This window comes from Inquilinus sp. OTU3971, from assembly GCF_038440215.1.
Genome location: NZ_JASATH010000015.1, coordinates 29,526 through 46,627, shown reverse-complemented (window position 1 = coordinate 46,627; position 17,102 = coordinate 29,526). Strand labels below are relative to the sequence as shown.

Below are 17,102 nucleotides of genomic sequence, written 5' to 3'. Positions count from 1 at the left end.
ACATTGGCCAGCGCGGAACCGATATGAGGCCGGACCTGGCTCGCCATACGGACAATCTGATCACTTTCGTGTCGTGGCCCATTATGCAGCGTCAACAGGAACGGCGGCCACCGCTCGAAACAAAATGTCTAATTGCCCCGCATGTTGCGCAACTCTGGCATGAAATAGGGCAGTCTCATTGACATAAATCGGCCCGCTATGGTTCGGTTGGGGAACGGCGCCAGGACAGACGCCACGCTCAGGAAGAGACACCATGACCATCGGCGAGACCCATTACGCCAGCCGCGCCGCCCGGATGCGCGCCTCCGAGATCCGCGAGCTGCTGAAGCTGCTGGACCGGCCGGGCGTGATCTCCTTCGCCGGCGGCATCCCCGACCCGGCGCTGTTCCCGGCCGAGACCATCCGTGCCGGCTACGAGGCCGCGCTGGCCGCCGGCGACACCGCGCTGCAGTATTCGGTCAGCGAGGGCTATGCCCCGCTGCGGCAGTGGATCGCCCGGCACATGGGCTCGATCGGCGTGCCCTGCGGCGCCGACAACATCGTCATCGCCTCGGGCTCGCAGCAGGGGCTGGACTATCTCGGCAAGCTGTTCCTGTCGCCCGGCGACACCGCGCTGGTGGGCTGGCCGACCTATCTCGGGGCGCTGCAGGCCTTCAACGCATACGAGCCGCGCTACGACCGGCTGGAGCCGGAGCACGGCAACGCCACGCCGGAGGCCTACCGCGCGGCGGCCAGGGCGGCCGGCAGCCGGGTGCGGCTGGCCTATCTGACGCCGGACTTCGCCAATCCTTCGGGCGAGACGCTGAGCCTTGCCGCCCGCGAGCGCGCCTTGGCCCTGGCCGACGAGCTGGACATCCCGCTGGTCGAGGATTCGGCCTACCAGGCGCTGCGCTATGACGGCGCGGACGTGCCGCCGCTGCTGGCGCTGGACGTGGCGGCCAAGGGCGACATCGACCGCAGCCGCGTGATCCATTGCGGCAGCTTCTCGAAAACCCTGGCGCCGGGGCTGCGCATCGGCTGGATCTGCGCCGCCCGCGGCGTGGTGCAGAAGCTGGTGCTGACCAAGCAGGCGGCCGATCTGCACACCCCGACGATCAACCAGATGGTGATGCACCACGCCGCCGAGCACGCCTATCCGGCCCAGGTGGCGAAGATCCGCGCCGCCTATCGCGACCGGCGCGACCGCATGCTGGCGGCGCTGCAGCGGCACATGCCGGCGGGGGTGAGCTGGACCCGGCCGGAGGGCGGCATGTTCATCTGGGTGGCCCTGCCCGAGGGGCTGGACGGCGCCGAGCTGCTGGCCCGGGCGGTCGACCAGGGCGTCGCCTTCGTCCCCGGCCGCGCCTTCCACGCCGACGGCAGCCACGGCAACACGCTGCGCCTGTCCTTCTCCCTGGCCGACGCCGCGGCGATCGACGAGGGCATCGGCCGGCTGGGCCGCCTGATCGCCGGCGCGGCGAAGGCGGCTGCCTGAGGCGGGTGGTTTCTGCAGCGGTGAGTTGTTGTTACCTCTCCCGCTTGCGAGACCTATTCAGAATCCCCCAACCCGTCACCCCCGCATTCGAAAGCAGGGATCTCGCAACGCTTTGACCGGAGGGAGAGTCCGCTTTCGCGGGAATGACGACAAAGGAGCCACGACACGAAAGTGATCAGACTGTCCGGTTCGTGAGAACGGACGAGTTACGAGGCCGCAAGCAAAGACACCGGCCGGCGGAGCGGCCGCAGGCTATCAGCCGGCACGGGGCCGGCGCCCCAGACATAGTCGCCGGTGAGGCCGATGTGCTTCCAGCCGAGCGGCGCCACGTGGCGAGCGAAGTCCGGCATCACGTCGGTTCCGCGCCGGCCAAGATCCCGAAGCGCGACCTGCAGATCACAGTATGATCGCCGACACGAGCAGGTTCAGTCCCGAGGCGTGGTAGGCTTGGTTCCCGAAGCTGCGGTCGCGCATCTCCCCGAGCCGGTTGAAGAAGATGGCCCGCGCGAAGGCGATGCGCGCCTCGCCCTTGTTGAGTCCAGCATTGGCCCGCCAACGCAGCGCCGGATCGCGCAGCCAATCCAGGGTGAACATGGTGCGCTCGATGCATCATAGCGGCAGCGACGGCTTGGTCTCTGTCGTTGATATCGACGTCAGACCGGCAGCCCGTTCTGCTTTCGCAAGCTCTTGTCGAATGCGGACTCCGGGACGAAGCGGCGCAGGAAACTGACCTGGCGCGCCATTTTTCCCGCCGCATAGCGCCTCCTCGGAGCGGAAGCGGTCGCCGCTTCGAGAACCGTCCTGGCTACGACTTCGGGGGCATCGCCTGTTTCAATCGCTTTCCGCAGGATCCCATTCATGCCAGCGCGCGCAGCGTCATAGATGTCAAGCGACCGGTCCGGTTTTACGAGATTTTCGTCAAACGCCGTCCGGGTATAGGCGGGTTCGACCAGAACAACCCGAATTCCAAATGTGCGCAACTCATGATCGAGCGATTCAGAATAGCCTTCAATGGCATGCTTGGTCGACGCGTAGAGCGCGGAATAGGGAGCCGGAATCAAGCCCAGCACCGAACTCAGATTGACAATCCTGCCCATCCTTTGACGGCGCATTGCCGGCAACACCGCGCTGGTCACGCGGAGAACGCCAAAGACGTTCACGTCGAACAGCGCCTGAGTCTGGGCGATCGAGGATTCCTCAGCGCCGCCGAGCAGGCCGATGCCGGCATTGTTGACGAGCAGGTCGATGCGACCGGCCTCGGCCAGAACGCGTTCGACCAGCTTCGCCACAGAAGCATCATCGGTCACGTCGCAGGTCAGCATGGTGACGCCATCGGATCGTGCGGGGGCAGCGCGGCGGCTGGTTCCGAACACGCGATAACCCGCGTTCTGCAAGGCCTTGGCCGTCGCATGGCCGATGCCAGAGGATGCCCCTGTCACCAGGGCGACGCCAGAATTGCTCTTGCTCATGGAAACCACGTCTTTCTTTGTGCTGGATTGCGGTTCAACCTGTGGCGTTCGCTCGTCGGCCACAGGATTGGGCGGATAGGGAAACGGGAGCGGTCAGAGGCGAGGCCAGCCACGGGAATCCTCCGGCGATCCCGCCGGCCAGCGTCGGAACAGTGCGCTGGCATTGACACCTCCGAAGCCGAAGCCGTTGGCGATCGCGTACTCCATCGCCATTGGCCGGGCTTCGTTTGCGACGAAGTCAATCCCGTCGCCGGCCGGGTCGGGAGCGGCCAGATTGAGCGTCGGCGGCGCCACCTGACCCTTGAGCGCCAGGATCGTGAAGATCGCGCCAAGCCCGCCGGCGGCGCCCAACAGATGTCCGGTCGCCGATTTCGTGGCGCTGACAGCGATGCCGGAATCGGCGCCAAAGAGCCGTTTGACCGCCTCGATCTCGCCGAGATCGCCGACGGGTGTGGCGGTCGCATGTGCATTGAGATGGCGGACCTCGCGTGGCGGAATCCCGGCCTGGACAATCGCGATCTCCATGGCACGGCGTGCACCGTTGCCGTCCTCGGGACCGGAGGTGACGTGATGAGCATCCGACGTCGTCCCGTAGCCGACGAGTTCGGCGAGCGGCTTTGCGCCGCGCGTCGCCGCATGACCCAACTCCTCGATGACCAGGATGCCGGCGCCTTCGCCCATGACGAATCCGTCCCGCGCCGTGTCGAAGGGGCGCGAGGCCTCGGCCGGCCTGTCATTGAAGCCGGTGGAAAGAGAGCGCGCGGCAGCAAAGCCGCCAAGGCTGACGATGTTCATGCAGGCTTCCGCGCCACCGCACACGGCAATGTCGGCCTCACCGGCACGGATAAGACGCGCCGCATCGCCGATCGCCTGGATTCCGGCCGCGCATGCTGTCACCGGCGCGCCGAGCGGGCCTTTGAAGCCATGGCGGATCGAGACATGACCCGCCGCAAGGTTCACCAGAAAGGACGGTATCGTGAACGGCGACAGGCGGCGCACACCCCGCGAGTCCACCGTGCGCACGGCCTCGGTGATGGCCGGGAAACCGCCGATGCCTGAAGCGATGATCGTGGCCGTGCGCAGGCGCTCGGCTTCCGAGCCAGGCTTCCAGTTCGCCTGCGCGAGCGCCTCTTCCGCCGCCGCCAGAGCGAAGAGAATGAACCGGTCTACCTTGCGCTGATCTTTCGGCGCCAGAACGGCGTCCGGATCGAAACCGGCTTCCGGATCGTCTTGCCGCGAAGGCACCACGCCACCGACCTTCGCCGGCAAGTCTCCCACCACATCGGCGGGAAGTCTGCGAATGCCCGAGCGACCGGCCAACAGACGCGACCATGACGCCTCGACACCCGCAGCCAGCGGCGTGACCGCGCCCAGACCCGTGACAACAACCCGTCGCATCTATCCTCCTGTCGATTCCGGTACGTCGCGAGATTCGCTCAGCTCCGCTCGCGGTTGGCGCAACGCGACCGGAAGAAAGGCCAGCAGGGCAAACGCCGAACCCGCGGTCAGGACGACGGCAAGGGAAACCGACGGCGGAAAAGGCAGTGTACTGGCAAAGGACGCTCCGATCGCGGCGCAGCCCATCTGCATGAACCCGAGCAGCGCGGATGCCAGCCCGGCCTGGCGTCCAAAGGGATGGAGCGCGATCGCAGTGGCGAGCGGATTGATTAAACCCATGCCAAACAGATACAGCCCGATAGCCATGGTGTAGGTCATGAAGGTCGGCACGGCCGCGAACGCGAACATGGCGACGCCGCCAGCGAGCGCGATCAAGAGGCCGATCATGCTGACGGCACGCGGACCTGAGCGATGAGCGAGGCGCGGCGCGAGAAATCCTGACAGGAAGACGATCAGAACCGTCGCCGCAAACGACAATCCGAGCTGGATGGCGGTCAGGCCCAGCTCGGTCATCAGCACGCCGGGGGCGGCCGCGAAGAGACTGTAGAGCCCGCCGATGACGAGGCTTACCGCAAGCGCGGGCAGTAAGAAGCGCGGATCAGTGGCGAGGTGCCCATAGGCGCGCGCCACGGCCGAAGGTGCCAGGGGCGTTCGGCGGTCCGCCGGGTGCGTTTCGCCAATGCGGCCCAGGTAGTGGCAAGCGAGCGCCACGCCGAATGCCGCAACGACCACGAAGGTCATCCGCCAGCCGGCCAGGCCGGCAAGGATACTGCCGAGCAGAGGCGAAAAACCGGGAGCCGCCGCCCCGGCAATCATGGTCAGCGCCAAAGCCCGCCCGAGCGCCTCGCCCTCAAAAAGATCACGCACAATGGCGCGCGACAGGACAGAGGCCGCGCAAGCTCCCACAGCCTGAATGACCCGGCCCAGAACCAACACGGGCAATGTATCGGCCATTGCGCAAACCACGCTGCCGGCGGCGAAGACGGCAAGGCCTCCCAGAACTATCGGCTTGCGGCCGAAGCGATCGGAGAACGGACCGACCACAAGCTGCCCGAGGGCGAACGCAACGAAGAAGCTGCTCAACAGGAGACCGAGTTCAGCTGATGAAATCGCAAGCTCTGCGGCCATCCGCGGAAAGGCAGGAAGGATGATGTTGGTGGCGAGCGCGCCGAGCGCAGCTAGGCCGGCAAGCAGGAACAGGGTTCCGCCCGTCAGGCGGCGCTGGGCAGGCGCCGGATTGGCAATCGAAAACGCGGACATCACGGTTTCCTGTCGACGATCAGGCAGGTCGACGTCCCATGTGCGTAGAGTCTGCCCTGAGCGTCCTCGACCCTGCCCTCCAGCGTGATGACGGTCCGGCCGCGCGAGACCACATGTCCAAGCACACGCATTTCGCCGGAGTCGACGAAGATCGGGCGGACAAACTTGGCGGTGGTTTCATGGGATGGACAGGTCTCGCCGGGCGAAAGCGTCGTCTGGGCAGCAAGCGCCATGACGGTGTCGAGCATCGTCATGATCCAGCCGCCGTGAACTGAATTCGTCAGGTTGCAGAAGCGCAGTTCAGGCGTGGCCAGGAGCCCGACCTTGCCTTCCTCCGGAGGAAGCAAGGTGAAAGGCAGCGTCTCCGCCATCGGTGGGCGGCGGATGCTACCGTCCGCCAGCCTCGCAACGAGCTCAAGCCCGGACCAGCCCGCCAACTCGGCGATTGAAACAGTCGCGCTCCGCACCCCGGTCGGAGGATCCATCGTCATTGGCGCGGTCCTTGTTGGGCATCGCCCGCAGACGGCCCCGTCAGCACGCTCTCGGCGGCCGCTTGCAGGAACCGTTTCGACAGCCGCTCATCGTTGACGGCGCGCGAGAGGACCACCGCACCGACCATGGTCGAGAGAATGGCCATAGCCTCGCCACTGGGCTCATCGCCATCGCCAACCCAGCGACCGAGCAGCTCGAGGTATTCCTTGATCCCGGCTTCGAATGACGCCTTCACGTCAGCGCCCTGCCTGGCAGCATCCGAGCCGAGCGCAACGACGGGGCAGCCGTCCATCTTCTCTTCGCGGTGATCCATACTGAGGTAGAACGCGACCACCGCGCCAAGCGGGTCCTGCGGATTGGCCTCGGCAGCGGCTGACCATCGGTGAAAGGCGTGCTCCAAAGCCCGCCTGGACGCCTGCGCAGCCAAGTCGTCCTTCGACGCGAACTGCTTATAAAACGCGCCCTGGGTCAGCCCGGCGCTCTTCATCAGGTCCTTCAGGCCGATGCCGTCAAAGCCGTGTTCCCGAAAGAGGCGGCTCGCCACGTTGATCACCGTCTGCCGGTTTTCCTCAGCCTGAATGCGACTCACGCGCATCGCCTATCTCCAAAATTAGATTGCGTTCGAACTCTATAACGGATATAGATGTCGAGCACAATCTAATTTGGCGAGGCGACGGCCATGAAAAAGAAACCCGCTGTGGTGCTGGCAGGCGTCCTGACCGCAGTGTCGGGGGCGGCCGCATTCGTCACGCTTTCCCTTCCCGTGCAGGAAGCCGCGGCGGTGAGCGACCCGAGACTGGAACCTCCGATCGTCAGACTGACGACGGCCGCGCGGGTGACCGGTTCCGAGCGCGGCTTCACCGGCATCATCGGGGCGAGGGTGCAGAGCAATCTCGGTTTCCGCGTTCCCGGCAAGATCGTGGAACGGCTTGTGAATGTCGGTCAGCAGGTCAAAGCCGGTCAGCCGCTGATGCGGATCGACGAAACCGACCTTCGCCTTGCGCTCACGGCGAAGCGCAACGCAGTTGCCGCGGCGCGTGCATCTGTCGTTCAAGCAGAGGCGGATGAGCGGCGATACGCCGAGTTGGTGAGCAACGGATGGTCCTCCCGACAGCGCTACGAGCGGGCGAAGGCCGTGTTGGATACGGCCACGGCGCAACTCGCCGCCGCCGAAGCCGAGGCACGGGTCGCGGAGAACGAGGCGACCTATTCCATTCTGGTGGCGGACGTGGACGGCACGGTGGTCGAAACGCTTGGCGAGCCGGGACAGGTCGTGTCCGCCGGCCAGACCGTGGTTCGGCTTGCCCAGGTAGGGCCCCGCGAAGCGGTGGTTGCCCTTCCCGAAACGATCCGGCCGGCGATCGGTTCGGTGGCCGAGGCCAGCGTGTATGGGAGCGATGGACGTCGCTACACGGCACATCTCCGTCAGCTATCGGATTCCGCGGATGCCCAGACCCGCACCTATGAAGCCCGCTATGTGCTCGACGGTGAGGCCGCGGACGCGCCTCTTGGCGCGACGGTGACCATTCGGCTGGTGACCCAGGCCAGCCAACCGGAGGTGGAAGTGCCGCTCGGAGCTGTGCTGGACAACGGCCGGAGAACCGGCGTCTGGGTGCTCGACAGCGCTACCTCGACCGTGGGTTTTCGGCCCGTCAGGCTGGTGCGTGTGACCAGCGAAACCGCTGTGATCTCCGGAGTGAGGTCTGGGGATCCGGTTGTTTCGCTCGGCGCTCATCTTCTGCGGGAGGGCGCTCGCGTCCGGACTGCTTCTGAAAACAGGAGCGACTGATGAGCCTCAATCTTTCCGCGATCGCCGTTCGCGAGCGCGCCGTCACCCTGTTCTTCATCCTCCTGCTGGTGGCCGCCGGCGCCTACGCCTTCGTCATGCTCGGACGGGCGGAGGACCCGAACTTCACCATCAAGACCCTGACGGTCACGACGGCATGGCCGGGCGCGACGGCGCGCGAGATGCAGGATCTCGTCGCCGAGCCGTTGGAGAAGCGGCTTCAGGAACTGACCTGGTACGATCGGGTCGAGACGACCACGCGGCCGGGCTACGCGTATATGACGGTCACGCTGAAGGACAGCACACCGCCATCCGCCGTGCAGGAGGAGTTCTATCAGGCCCGCAAGAAGCTCGCGGATGAAGTCCGCAACCTGCCGTCCGGCGTCTATGGCCCCTTCGTCAACGACGAATATTCCGATGTGAGCTTCGCCCTCTATGCCCTCCAGGCCAAGGGCATGCCGATGCGTGAACTGGTTCGGCAGGCCGAGGTGATCCGCCAGGACCTCCTGCACGTGCCCGGTGTCAAGAAGATCAACATTCTCGGTGAACGTCCCGAACAGATCTTCGTCGAGTTCTCCTACGCCAAGCTGGCAACCCTCGGCGTGTCGGCACAGGACATCGTCGCCGCCTTGCAGCGGCAGAACACCGTCACTCCGGCAGGCTCGATCGACACCCGGGGGCCGCGGGTCTTCATCCGGGTCGACGGCGCTTACGACAGCGTTCAGGCGATCGCCGACACGCCGATCGTCGCTGCGGGGCGGACGCTGAAGCTCTCCGACATCGCCGAGGTCCGCCGCGGCTATGAAGACCCTCCCACATACCTCATCCGACGTCAGGGTGAGCCCACTATCATGCTCGCCGCGGTCATGCAGGAGGGCTGGGATGGCCTTGCGCTCGGCAAGGCGCTGGAGGACAGGACGGCGGCCATCGCGCAGACGCTGCCGCTCGGGATGACGCTCGAGAAGGTGACCGACCAGGCCGTCAACATCACCTCGGCGGTCGATGAATTCATGATGAAGTTCGCGATGGCGCTCGGCGTCGTGCTGCTGGTGAGCCTGCTCAGCCTGGGCTGGCGCGTGGGCATCGTGGTGGCGGCGGCTGTCCCCCTGACGCTCGCCGTCGTGTTCCTCATCATGCTGGAGACAGGCCGGTTCTTCGACCGCATCACGCTCGGCGCCCTCATCCTGGCGCTCGGCCTTCTCGTGGACGACGCCATCATCGCCATCGAGGTGATGGTGGTGAAGATGGAAGAGGGCATGAACCGCATCAAGGCGGCGGCTTATGCGTGGAGCCACACCGCGGCGCCGATGCTCTCTGGAACGCTCGTGACGATCGCCGGCTTCCTGCCGGTGGGCTTCGCGCGCTCGACGGCCGGCGAATATGCCGGCAACATCTTCTGGGTCGTGGGATTCGCGCTCATCGTCTCCTGGATCGTCGCGGTGGTCTTCACGCCCTATCTCGGCGTCAAGATGCTGCCCGCGATCAAACCGATCGAAGGCGGCACCCACGCGATCTACGACACGCCGAACTACCGGCGCCTGCGGCGGCTCATCGCCTTTGCCGTGCGCCACAAGTTCATGACTTCCGGTATCGTCGCCATCGCCTTCGCGCTGTCCGTTATCGGCATGGGCGCCGTCAAGCAGCAGTTCTTCCCGACATCCGACCGCCCCGAGGTGCTGGTGGAGGTTCGCCTGCCGGAAGGCACCAGCATCGAGACGACGACCGCCACGGTCGAGAAGCTCGAACACTGGCTGGAAAGCCAGCCCGAGGCGAAAATCGTCACGAGCTATGTCGGTCAGGGCGCGCCGCGCTTCTTCTTCGCGATGGCGCCGGAACTGCCTGATCCCGCCTTCGCCAAGATCGTTGTGCTGACCCCGGACGCCCAGGCGCGTGAGGCGTTGAAGCATCGGCTCCGGGAGGCGGTGACACAGGGGCTCGCACCCGAGGCCGATGTCCGCGTCACGCAGCTCGTATTCGGCCCCTACACGCCGTTCCCGGTCGAGTTCCGCGTCATGGGGCCTGATCCCGCGCAACTCTACAGCATTTCCGAAAAGGCCCTCGACATCATGCGCGGCGTCCCGGACGTGCGGCAGGCCAACCGCGACTGGGGCAACCGAACGCCCGTGCTTCGCTTCGTCCCGGATCAGGACCGGCTGAACCTCATCGGCCTTTCCCCGGCGGAGGTGGGACAGCAGCTCCAGTTCCTCCTCACCGGCATTCCGGTCACCCAGGTCCGCGAGGACATCCGCAACGTTCCCGTCGTGGCACGCAGCGCCGGCGGCGAGCGGCTGGATCCGACGCGTCTGGCGGATTTCTCTCTGATGAGCCGGGACGGCCGCCCGATCCCGCTCGATCAGATCGGCCATTCGGAAACCCGTCTGGAAGAGCCGATCCTGAAGCGCCGCGATCGCACGCCTGTCATCACGATCCGCTCGGACATCGACGAGGCGACCCAGCCTCCGGAGGTCTCCAAGCAGGTCATGACGGCCCTTCAGCCGCTGATCGCATCCCTTCCCGCCGGCTATCGCATCGAAATGGGCGGGTCGATCGAGGAGGCAGGTAAGGCCAACGCCGCGTTGGGCAAGGTCTTCCCGGCCATGATCGCCGCCACGCTGATCATCATCATGCTGCAAGTGCGATCCTTCTCGACGATGGCCATGGTCATGCTGACGGCGCCGCTTGGCCTTGTCGGCGTCGTGCCGGCGCTGCTCACCTTCAACCAACCCTTCGGATTCAACGCCATTCTGGGCCTGATAGGGCTGGCCGGCATCCTGATGCGCAACACGCTGATCCTGACCGAGCAGATCAAGGAGAACCGTGCGGCCGGCCTCGACGATTATCACGCCGTCATCGAGGCCACGGTGCAACGCACGCGGCCCGTGATCCTGACCGCACTTGCCGCCGTACTGGCCTTCATCCCGCTCACGCACTCCGTCTTCTGGGGATCGATGGCCTTTACGCTGATCGGCGGCACGGCGGTCGGCACGGTGTTGATCCTGCTCTTCCTTCCCGCGCTCTACGCCGCGTGGTTCCGGATCAAGCCGACCGCGGATGAGATCCATGAGGCTTCGACGGATAAACCGGAACTGCGAGCAGCAATAGCCGCCGAGTAGGGCTCGGTTGGCCGGCTTGGAGCCGGAAGCGGACCGAAAGAGAGGTGCAGCATGGTGAGAGCGTTAGCGACCGGTCCGCTCAACGGCCGTTTGACGGCCGCCTGCAGCCTGTCCGCCAACCCACATTGACGATGGCTTTCCGGACAAATAGTTTGCCGGACGGGTTTTCGGACAAAGGCCGGTGCGGGATAGCGTAGATCGGCTACGCGCGGGTTTTGACGGCCGACCAGGACCCAGCATTGCAGCTCCACACTCTTGCCAAGATCGGTTGCGCCCGGGGTGTGCCGGGACAAGGCGTCTGGCGGCAAAGCCGACCGGCCAAGTCTGACCGCGGCTCTGGCCTTTGTGGTCGGAGACACGAAGCGGCTTCGGGTGAGGGCATTTCGTCGAGGCCGGGACCACCCCTCAGCACACCCCCGGCACCAGCCGCCAGGTCCGGCCGCGATAGGCCTCGTATTCGGCGCCGAACTGGTCGGCCAGCAGCCGCTCCTCGGCCCGGATGCGGGCGACGAGCGGCAGCAGGTTGAGCAGCGCCAGCACCACCCCGATGGCGGAGCGGAAGGCCAGCGCCCAGCCCAGGGCGCCGATCATCAGCCCGAGATAGCTCGGGTTGCGGATCACGCCGTAGATGCCGTCGGTGACCAGCCGGTGCCCGGGCTGGATCGCCACCAGTCCGCTGAACAGCCGGCCGAGCACGAAGACAGGCCACAGTCGCAGCACGCCGCCGAGCGCGAAGATCACGACCCCGATCCAGCGCATGGTGTCGCCATCCAGGGTCCAGAGCTCCGTCCGGTCGGTCCAGGCCGGGACATAGGCGCCGAGCAGCCCGAGCACGGTGAAGACCGCCAGCACCCAGCGGTTGCCGCGGTCCTCGCGCTCGCCGGGGCTGATATTGCCGCCGCTGAACAGGCTCGCGACCGTCAGCACGACGGTGACGGCCACCAGGGCGATGCGGGCCGGATGGGCGAAGAAGGCGCCGAACCCGCCCCAGCCGAGCACGGCCGGCCCGAGATAGACCACGGTGCCGAGGACGGCGAACAGCACCATCCGCGGCGAAGGCATCGGTCGATCCATCCGGCAGCTCCCGGGATCACGAACCCCCAGGATACAATGCCGGACGGGCGGCCCGTGTTCCTGCCGGGCCGGATCAGGCCTCGGGCGTGTCGTCCCGGAAATACGGCTCGACCGTGCCGGTCATCTTCATCGTCAGCGGGTTGCCGCGGCGGTCCAGCGCCTTGCCCATCGACAGGCGGACCCAGCCCTCGCTGACGCAGTACTCCTCGACATTGGTGCGCTCGGCGCCGTTGAAGCGGATGCCGACGCCGCGGCGCAGCGCGGCCTCGTCGAAATGCGGGCTGTTCGGGTTGTTCGACAGGCGGTCGGGCGGGGTGTCGGCCATCGGAGGGTTCCCGGCAAGGACAGAGGATGGCGGGTGATAGCCGCGCGCGGCGGCGCTGACAATGCGCGACGCGGATGCTATCGGGTTCTCAAGCACCGGCAACAGGATGGGCGAGGCGATGCTGTTCCATGTCTGCAGCTACACGGGCGCATCCGGCAATGGCGAGGGCATCACCCTGGCGCGGCTGGATGCGGAGACCGGCCGGCTGGAGGCGCTGCAGAGCGTCGCCGGGCCGAACCCCGCCTGGCTGGCCTTCGCCCCGGACGGGCGGCACGCCTACGCCGTCAACGAGATCGACCGCTTCGAGGGCGCGGCCCAGGGCGCCGTCACCGCCTACCGGGTCGACCGCGACAGCGGCGCGCTGACGGCGCTGAACACCGTCGGCTCCGGCGGCGCCGGGCCGGCGCATTGCAGCGTCCATCCCGGCGGGCGGCACCTGCTGGTGGCGAATTACGGCGGCGGCCAGCTCGCCGTGCTGCCGATCGCGGCCGACGGGTCGCTGGGCGCCGCCACCGATATCCAGGCGCCGGTCGGGCCGGTCGGCGCCGACCGGGCCGAGGCCGGGCCGCCCGGCAGCTTCGCCATCAGCGGCCATGACGGCTCGCACGCCCATATCATCGAGACCGCGGGCCGCTTCGTGCTGAGCACCGATCTGGGCCAGGACCGGGTCTATGTCTGGACCCTCGATGAGGCTGCGGGGGCGCTGCGCCCGGCCGACCCGCCGTTCATCCCGGCCGCCTCGGCCGGCTCCGGGCCGCGGCACCTCGCCTTCCACCCGAACGGCCGCGTCCTCTACACCACCTATGAGGAGGCGTCGCAGCTGGCCGCCCATGGCTGGGACCCGGCGACCGGCCGCGCCACCCTGCTGCAGCAGCAGGGGTCGCTGCCGCCGGGCTTCGCCGGCTCCAGCTTCGCCTCGGCGCTGGCGGTCAGCCGCGACGGCCGCTTCGTCTATTCCGGCAACCGGCTGCACAACAGCATCGCCATCTTCGCCGTCGAGCCCGCCGGCACGCTGCGCTGGCTGGACGCGGAATGGGCCCGCGGCGACTACCCGAACCATGTGGCGCTGGACCCGACCGGGCAGTTCCTGTTCGCCTGCAACCGGCGCAGCGACAACGTCACCCTGTTCCGGGTCGACGCCGAATCCGGCCGGCTGGCCTTCACCGGCCGCTATCTGCCGATCGGCAGCCCGAACATGGTGGCGTTCCTGCCGGGGTGAGGGCGGTCACCCGATCTCGACCACGACCTTGCCGGCCGGCCCGGCCGCCACCGCCTGATGCGCGGCCTCGGCCGTGTCGAGGGTGAAGCGGCGCGGGTCGAGGATCGGGGCCAGCTGCCCGGCCTCGGCCAGCGCCGTCGCCCGGCGCAGGATCTCGCCATGGTGCTCGCGGCCCTCGCCGGTCAGGAGCGGCAGCAGGGTGAAGATTCCGGAATAGGTGGCGGCGCGGAAGGACAGCGGCGCCAGCAGGTGGCTGCCCCAGCCGAGGGCACTGACGACGTGGCCGAAACGGCGCACCGCCTGGAAGGAGGCGTCGAGCACCGGCCCGCCGACCGTGTCGTAGACCAGGTCGAAGCCGCGGCCGCCGGTGTGGGCGGCGACAATGGCCTCGACCGATTCCACGCGATCGATCGGCGTGGCGCCGAGGCGCCGCACCAGCTCCAGCTTTCCGGCCGAGGCGGTGGCGAAGACCCGGGCGCCGAAGGCGCGGGCCAGCTGCACCGCGACATGGCCGACGCCGCCGGCGCCGCCCTGGACCAGGACGGACTGCCCGTCCCGTACCCCGGCGCGGTCGACCAGCCCTTCCCAGGCGGTGATCGTGACCAGCGGCAGCGCCGCGGCCTCGCGCATCGAGAGATTGGCCGGCTTCGGCGCCAGCAGCGCCGCGTCGACCGCCGCGTATTCGGCCAGCGAGCCCTGGTGGCCGCCGACGCCGCCCGCCATGCCGTAGACCTCGTCGCCGGGACGGAAGCCGGTGACGCCCGGCCCGACCGCCGCGACGGTGCCGGCCAGGTCGATGCCGAGCACCGCCGGCAGCGAGTGCCTGGCATGGGCCGCGGCGCCGGCGCGGATCTTGAGGTCGAGCGGGTTGACGCCGCTGGCGGCGATCCGCACCAGCACCTGGCCCTCGGCCGGCACCGGCCGCGCCAGCTCGGCCAGGCGCAGCTTCCCGTCCGGCCGGTCGAGCACCAAAGCGCGCATCGTGGGGAGATCGGTCATGGCTTGGTCCTTTCAGTGACGGACCGAGAGATGGGCCATGCCGGATCGTTCGGGAATGAACGAGAATGTTCGAGATCCATGCAGTTCTGTATGATCGCCGCATGGAGTGGAGCGATTTGCGGGTGTTCCTGGCGATCGCGCGGGCCGGCACGCTGGGCGCCGCGGCCCGGGCGCTGGGCCAGACCCAGCCGACCATGGGCCGGCGGCTGCGAGCGCTGGAGCAGGCGGTCGGCCAGGCCCTGTTCCAGCGCACAAGCGACGGCTTCGTGCTGACCGCGGAGGGCGCGGCGGTGCTGGCCCATGCCGAGCGGGTCGAGGAGGAGGCGATCGCCTTCGAGCGCGCGCTGGCCGGCCGGGGCGGCGCGCTGGAGGGGATGCTGCGAATCTCCGCCTCCGACTGGTTCGGCGCCCGGGTGCTGGCGCCCATTCTCGCCGGCTTCACCCGCGCCCATCCCGGAATCGTGGTCGAGCTGGTGACCGATGCCCGGCTGTTCAGCCTGGCCCGGCGCGAGGCCGACCTGGTGGTGCGCATCCGGCCCTTCGACGAGCCGGAGGTGGTGCAGCGCCGGCTGACCCATGTGCCCTACGCGCTCTACGCCGCTTCCGGCACGACGCCGCCGGTGGCGGGTGACGGCGCGGGCTGCGCCCTGGTCACCATGGACACCGCCTTCGAGACGATGCCGGATGTCGGCTGGCTGAGGCGGATGCTGCCCCAGGCGCGGATCGCCTTCCGCAGCAACAGCCGCGAGGCCCAGGCGCGGGCCTGCGCCGCCGGGGCCGGCTTCGCCGTGCTGCCCCGGCCGCTGGGCGATGCCGAGCCGGGGCTGCGGCGGATCGAGCTGGGCGAGGCGCCGCCGGGCCGCGACGTCTGGATCGGCTTCCATCGCGACCTGCGCCGCCTGGCCCGGCTGCGGGCCCTGCTGGATGCGCTGGTGGCGGGGGTGGCGGGGGTGGCGGGGGTGGCGGGGGTGGCGGGGTAGGTCAGCCGCGATAGATCGGCGCCCCCGAGGGCGAGCCGGTGGCGCCGCCGTCGACGAAGAGGTCGACGCCCTGGACGTAGCTGGACTCGTCCGAGGCCAGGAACAGCACGGTCTTCGCCACCTCCTCCGGCCTGCCCATGCGGCCGAGCGGGATGCCACGGCTGAGGCGCTGGTCCAGCGCCGCGCGGGCCTCCGGCGTCGGCGCCAGGGCGGACCAGATCTCGGTGTCGGTCGCGCCCGGCGAGACCACGTTCACCCGGATGCCGCGCGGCGCCAGCTCCGACGCCAGCACCTTGCCCATCGACCGCACGCCGCCCTTGCTGGCGGCATAGGCCGACCAGCCGGCCGCGCCGAGCGCGCTGTGCACCGAGCTGGTCAGGATGATCGAGGCGCCGTCCTTGAGATGCGGCAGCGCCGCCTGCACCGCGAAGAACACGCCGGTCAGGTTGACCCGGATGATCTGCTCGAACGCCTCGAACGAGGTCTGGCCGAGCGGCGTGGTGCCGCCGATGCCGGCATTGGCGAAAACGATGTCGAGCCGGCCGAAGCGCTCCACCGCCTGGGCCGCCGCCCGCTCCATCGCCGCGGCATCGGCGGTGTCGGCCTGCAGCGCCAGCACGGCATCGCCCAGCTCGCGCGCCGCGGCGTCCAGCGTCTCGCGGTTGCGGCCGGTGATCACCACCTTGGCGCCCTCGGCCACGAACAGGCGGGCCGTCGCCAGGCCGATGCCGGCATTGCCGCCGGTGATCAGCGCAACCTTGTCCTGCAACCTCATCTCGGTCTCCTGCGATCCGGGCTGGCGGCGACGGCCGGTCGAGCCCATATTCTGGATGATGTTTGTCATCTCGATTGCGAAGATGATAACCATCATCCTGATTGTCAATGACCGCCCGAGGAGGATTTTGCGATGGGCCATTCACGGCGGGACAAGGCGGCCAGCCATGACCGCATCGTGCGCATCGCCGCCGGCCGCTTCCGCGAGGCGGGGGTCGGCGGCCTCGGCGTCGCCGATCTGATGCAGGAGGCCGGGCTGACCCATGGCGGCTTCTACCGCCATTTCGGCTCGCGCGACGAACTGGTGGCCGAGGCGCTGGAGGAAGCGCTGGAGCAGAGCCGGGCGACCGTCGCCGCCGCGCGGGAGGCGGGTGCCGGCTATGCCGAGATCGTCGCCGAGTATCTGAGCCCGGCGCATCGCGACGCGCCGGGCCAGGGCTGCGCCGTGGCCGCCCTGGCCAGCGAGGCCGGGCGGCTGCAGGACCGGCCTCGCGAGGCCTTCACCCGGCACGTCGAGGCCAGCGCCGAGACCTTCCTGGCCCTGCTGCGGGCGAAGAACCCGGCCGCCACCCGCGCCGACGCGCTGCTGACCATCAGCGCCCTGGCCGGCGCCGTGGCCCTGGCCCGCGCCGTGTCCGACCCGGCGCTGTCGGACGAGATCCTGCAAGGGGTGCGGGACAGGCTGGCGGCGCTGGCCGGACCGAACGTCTGAGACCGGCGGCCGGGCCGTCGCGCATCC

General features: G+C 68.2%; 15 protein-coding genes and 1 pseudogene. 6 read left to right on the top strand and 10 right to left on the bottom strand.

Features of this window, described 5'->3' with window-relative positions; genetic code table 11:
- Positions 1-253: 253 nt before the first annotated feature.
- Positions 254-1,474 (top strand): aminotransferase-like domain-containing protein, encoded by a 1,221-nt coding sequence (locus AAHM41_RS06055; RefSeq protein ID WP_342235623.1) that lies wholly within the window; start codon positions 254-256, stop codon positions 1,472-1,474.
- A 206-nt stretch (positions 1,475-1,680) separates the two neighbouring features.
- Here the strand turns inward: AAHM41_RS06055 and AAHM41_RS06050 are convergent.
- The 6 genes and pseudogenes from AAHM41_RS06050 to AAHM41_RS06025 form a co-directional block, all read right to left on the bottom strand.
- Positions 1,681-2,080, bottom strand: a pseudogene (locus AAHM41_RS06050) (Tn3 family transposase); the annotation flags it as partial.
- Between the two features lie 47 nt (positions 2,081-2,127).
- Positions 2,128-2,943 carry an oxidoreductase gene (locus AAHM41_RS06045; RefSeq protein WP_342235622.1) on the bottom strand — a complete coding sequence of 272 codons (816 nt, stop codon included), beginning with the start codon at positions 2,941-2,943 and terminating at the stop codon, positions 2,128-2,130.
- Between the two features lie 93 nt (positions 2,944-3,036).
- Positions 3,037-4,341 carry a beta-ketoacyl-ACP synthase II gene (fabF, locus tag AAHM41_RS06040; RefSeq protein WP_342235621.1) on the bottom strand — a complete coding sequence of 435 codons (1,305 nt, stop codon included), beginning with the start codon at positions 4,339-4,341 and terminating at the stop codon, positions 3,037-3,039.
- The gene (locus AAHM41_RS06035) at positions 4,342-5,601 is read right to left on the bottom strand and encodes a multidrug effflux MFS transporter (protein WP_342235620.1); all 1,260 of its coding nucleotides are present in this window, start codon (positions 5,599-5,601) and stop codon (positions 4,342-4,344) included.
- A complete protein-coding gene (locus AAHM41_RS06030) occupies positions 5,601-6,092 on the bottom strand; it encodes a PaaI family thioesterase (RefSeq protein ID WP_342235619.1) in 492 nt (163 codons plus the stop codon). Before AAHM41_RS06030 ends, AAHM41_RS06035 begins: the two co-directional genes overlap by 1 nt.
- Positions 6,089-6,688 carry a TetR/AcrR family transcriptional regulator gene (locus tag AAHM41_RS06025; RefSeq protein ID WP_342235618.1) on the bottom strand — a complete coding sequence of 200 codons (600 nt, stop codon included), beginning with the start codon at positions 6,686-6,688 and terminating at the stop codon, positions 6,089-6,091. Before AAHM41_RS06025 ends, AAHM41_RS06030 begins: the two co-directional genes overlap by 4 nt.
- 84 nt (positions 6,689-6,772) lie before the next feature.
- Here AAHM41_RS06025 and AAHM41_RS06020 point away from each other — a divergent pair, with 84 nt between their 5' ends.
- Together AAHM41_RS06020 and AAHM41_RS06015 are read left to right on the top strand one after the other, a co-directional pair.
- The gene (locus tag AAHM41_RS06020) at positions 6,773-7,882 is read left to right on the top strand and encodes an efflux RND transporter periplasmic adaptor subunit (protein ID WP_342235617.1); all 1,110 of its coding nucleotides are present in this window, start codon (positions 6,773-6,775) and stop codon (positions 7,880-7,882) included.
- The gene (locus tag AAHM41_RS06015) at positions 7,882-10,992 is read left to right on the top strand and encodes an efflux RND transporter permease subunit (RefSeq protein WP_342235616.1); all 3,111 of its coding nucleotides are present in this window, start codon (positions 7,882-7,884) and stop codon (positions 10,990-10,992) included. Before AAHM41_RS06020 ends, AAHM41_RS06015 begins: the two co-directional genes overlap by 1 nt.
- 405 nt (positions 10,993-11,397) lie before the next feature.
- Here AAHM41_RS06015 and AAHM41_RS06010 read toward each other — a convergent pair whose 3' ends face one another.
- Positions 11,398-12,066 carry a methyltransferase family protein gene (locus tag AAHM41_RS06010; protein ID WP_342235615.1) on the bottom strand — a complete coding sequence of 223 codons (669 nt, stop codon included), beginning with the start codon at positions 12,064-12,066 and terminating at the stop codon, positions 11,398-11,400.
- Between the two features lie 73 nt (positions 12,067-12,139).
- Positions 12,140-12,391, bottom strand: a complete 252-nt coding sequence (locus AAHM41_RS06005) for a DUF3297 family protein (protein WP_342235614.1) — start codon at positions 12,389-12,391, stop codon at positions 12,140-12,142.
- Positions 12,392-12,509: 118 nt separating this feature from the next.
- Here AAHM41_RS06005 and AAHM41_RS06000 point away from each other — a divergent pair, with 118 nt between their 5' ends.
- Positions 12,510-13,610 (top strand): lactonase family protein, encoded by a 1,101-nt coding sequence (locus tag AAHM41_RS06000; RefSeq protein ID WP_342235613.1) that lies wholly within the window; start codon positions 12,510-12,512, stop codon positions 13,608-13,610.
- Positions 13,611-13,616: 6 nt separating this feature from the next.
- On the opposite strand, the gene AAHM41_RS05995 is transcribed toward AAHM41_RS06000, so the two are convergent.
- Positions 13,617-14,609, bottom strand: coding sequence for a zinc-dependent alcohol dehydrogenase family protein (locus tag AAHM41_RS05995; RefSeq protein WP_342235612.1), 993 nt, complete (start codon positions 14,607-14,609; stop codon positions 13,617-13,619).
- 101 nt (positions 14,610-14,710) lie between these two features.
- Here AAHM41_RS05995 and AAHM41_RS05990 point away from each other — a divergent pair, with 101 nt between their 5' ends.
- The gene (locus AAHM41_RS05990) at positions 14,711-15,589 is read left to right on the top strand and encodes a LysR substrate-binding domain-containing protein (RefSeq protein WP_342235611.1); all 879 of its coding nucleotides are present in this window, start codon (positions 14,711-14,713) and stop codon (positions 15,587-15,589) included.
- Position 15,590: 1 nt separating this feature from the next.
- Here the strand turns inward: AAHM41_RS05990 and AAHM41_RS05985 are convergent, their stop codons facing one another.
- Complete coding sequence (locus AAHM41_RS05985) at positions 15,591-16,364, bottom strand: SDR family NAD(P)-dependent oxidoreductase (protein WP_342235610.1); 774 nt, start codon at positions 16,362-16,364, stop codon at positions 15,591-15,593.
- Positions 16,365-16,496: 132 nt separating this feature from the next.
- On the opposite strand from AAHM41_RS05985, the gene AAHM41_RS05980 reads away from it, so the two are divergent.
- Positions 16,497-17,075: a TetR/AcrR family transcriptional regulator gene (locus tag AAHM41_RS05980; protein WP_342235609.1), complete on the top strand. Its 579-nt coding sequence runs from the start codon at positions 16,497-16,499 to the stop codon at positions 17,073-17,075.
- Positions 17,076-17,102: the final 27 nt, after the last annotated feature.

Coding starts and splice junctions, on each gene's coding strand:
- AAHM41_RS05985 (WP_342235610.1), bottom strand. CDS start 16,364: ATGAGGTTGCAGGACAAGGTTGCGCTGATCACCGGCGGCAATGCCGGC.
- AAHM41_RS06045 (WP_342235622.1), bottom strand. CDS start 2,943: ATGAGCAAGAGCAATTCTGGCGTCGCCCTGGTGACAGGGGCATCCTCT.
- AAHM41_RS05990 (WP_342235611.1), top strand. CDS start 14,711: ATGGAGTGGAGCGATTTGCGGGTGTTCCTGGCGATCGCGCGGGCCGGC.
- AAHM41_RS06000 (WP_342235613.1), top strand. CDS start 12,510: ATGCTGTTCCATGTCTGCAGCTACACGGGCGCATCCGGCAATGGCGAG.
- AAHM41_RS06030 (WP_342235619.1), bottom strand. CDS start 6,092: ATGACGATGGATCCTCCGACCGGGGTGCGGAGCGCGACTGTTTCAATC.
- AAHM41_RS06035 (WP_342235620.1), bottom strand. CDS start 5,601: ATGTCCGCGTTTTCGATTGCCAATCCGGCGCCTGCCCAGCGCCGCCTG.
- AAHM41_RS06005 (WP_342235614.1), bottom strand. CDS start 12,391: ATGGCCGACACCCCGCCCGACCGCCTGTCGAACAACCCGAACAGCCCG.
- AAHM41_RS06010 (WP_342235615.1), bottom strand. CDS start 12,066: ATGGATCGACCGATGCCTTCGCCGCGGATGGTGCTGTTCGCCGTCCTC.
- AAHM41_RS05980 (WP_342235609.1), top strand. CDS start 16,497: ATGGGCCATTCACGGCGGGACAAGGCGGCCAGCCATGACCGCATCGTG.
- AAHM41_RS06020 (WP_342235617.1), top strand. CDS start 6,773: ATGAAAAAGAAACCCGCTGTGGTGCTGGCAGGCGTCCTGACCGCAGTG.
- AAHM41_RS06015 (WP_342235616.1), top strand. CDS start 7,882: ATGAGCCTCAATCTTTCCGCGATCGCCGTTCGCGAGCGCGCCGTCACC.
- fabF (WP_342235621.1), bottom strand. CDS start 4,341: ATGCGACGGGTTGTTGTCACGGGTCTGGGCGCGGTCACGCCGCTGGCT.
- AAHM41_RS05995 (WP_342235612.1), bottom strand. CDS start 14,609: ATGACCGATCTCCCCACGATGCGCGCTTTGGTGCTCGACCGGCCGGAC.
- AAHM41_RS06025 (WP_342235618.1), bottom strand. CDS start 6,688: ATGCGCGTGAGTCGCATTCAGGCTGAGGAAAACCGGCAGACGGTGATC.
- AAHM41_RS06055 (WP_342235623.1), top strand. CDS start 254: ATGACCATCGGCGAGACCCATTACGCCAGCCGCGCCGCCCGGATGCGC.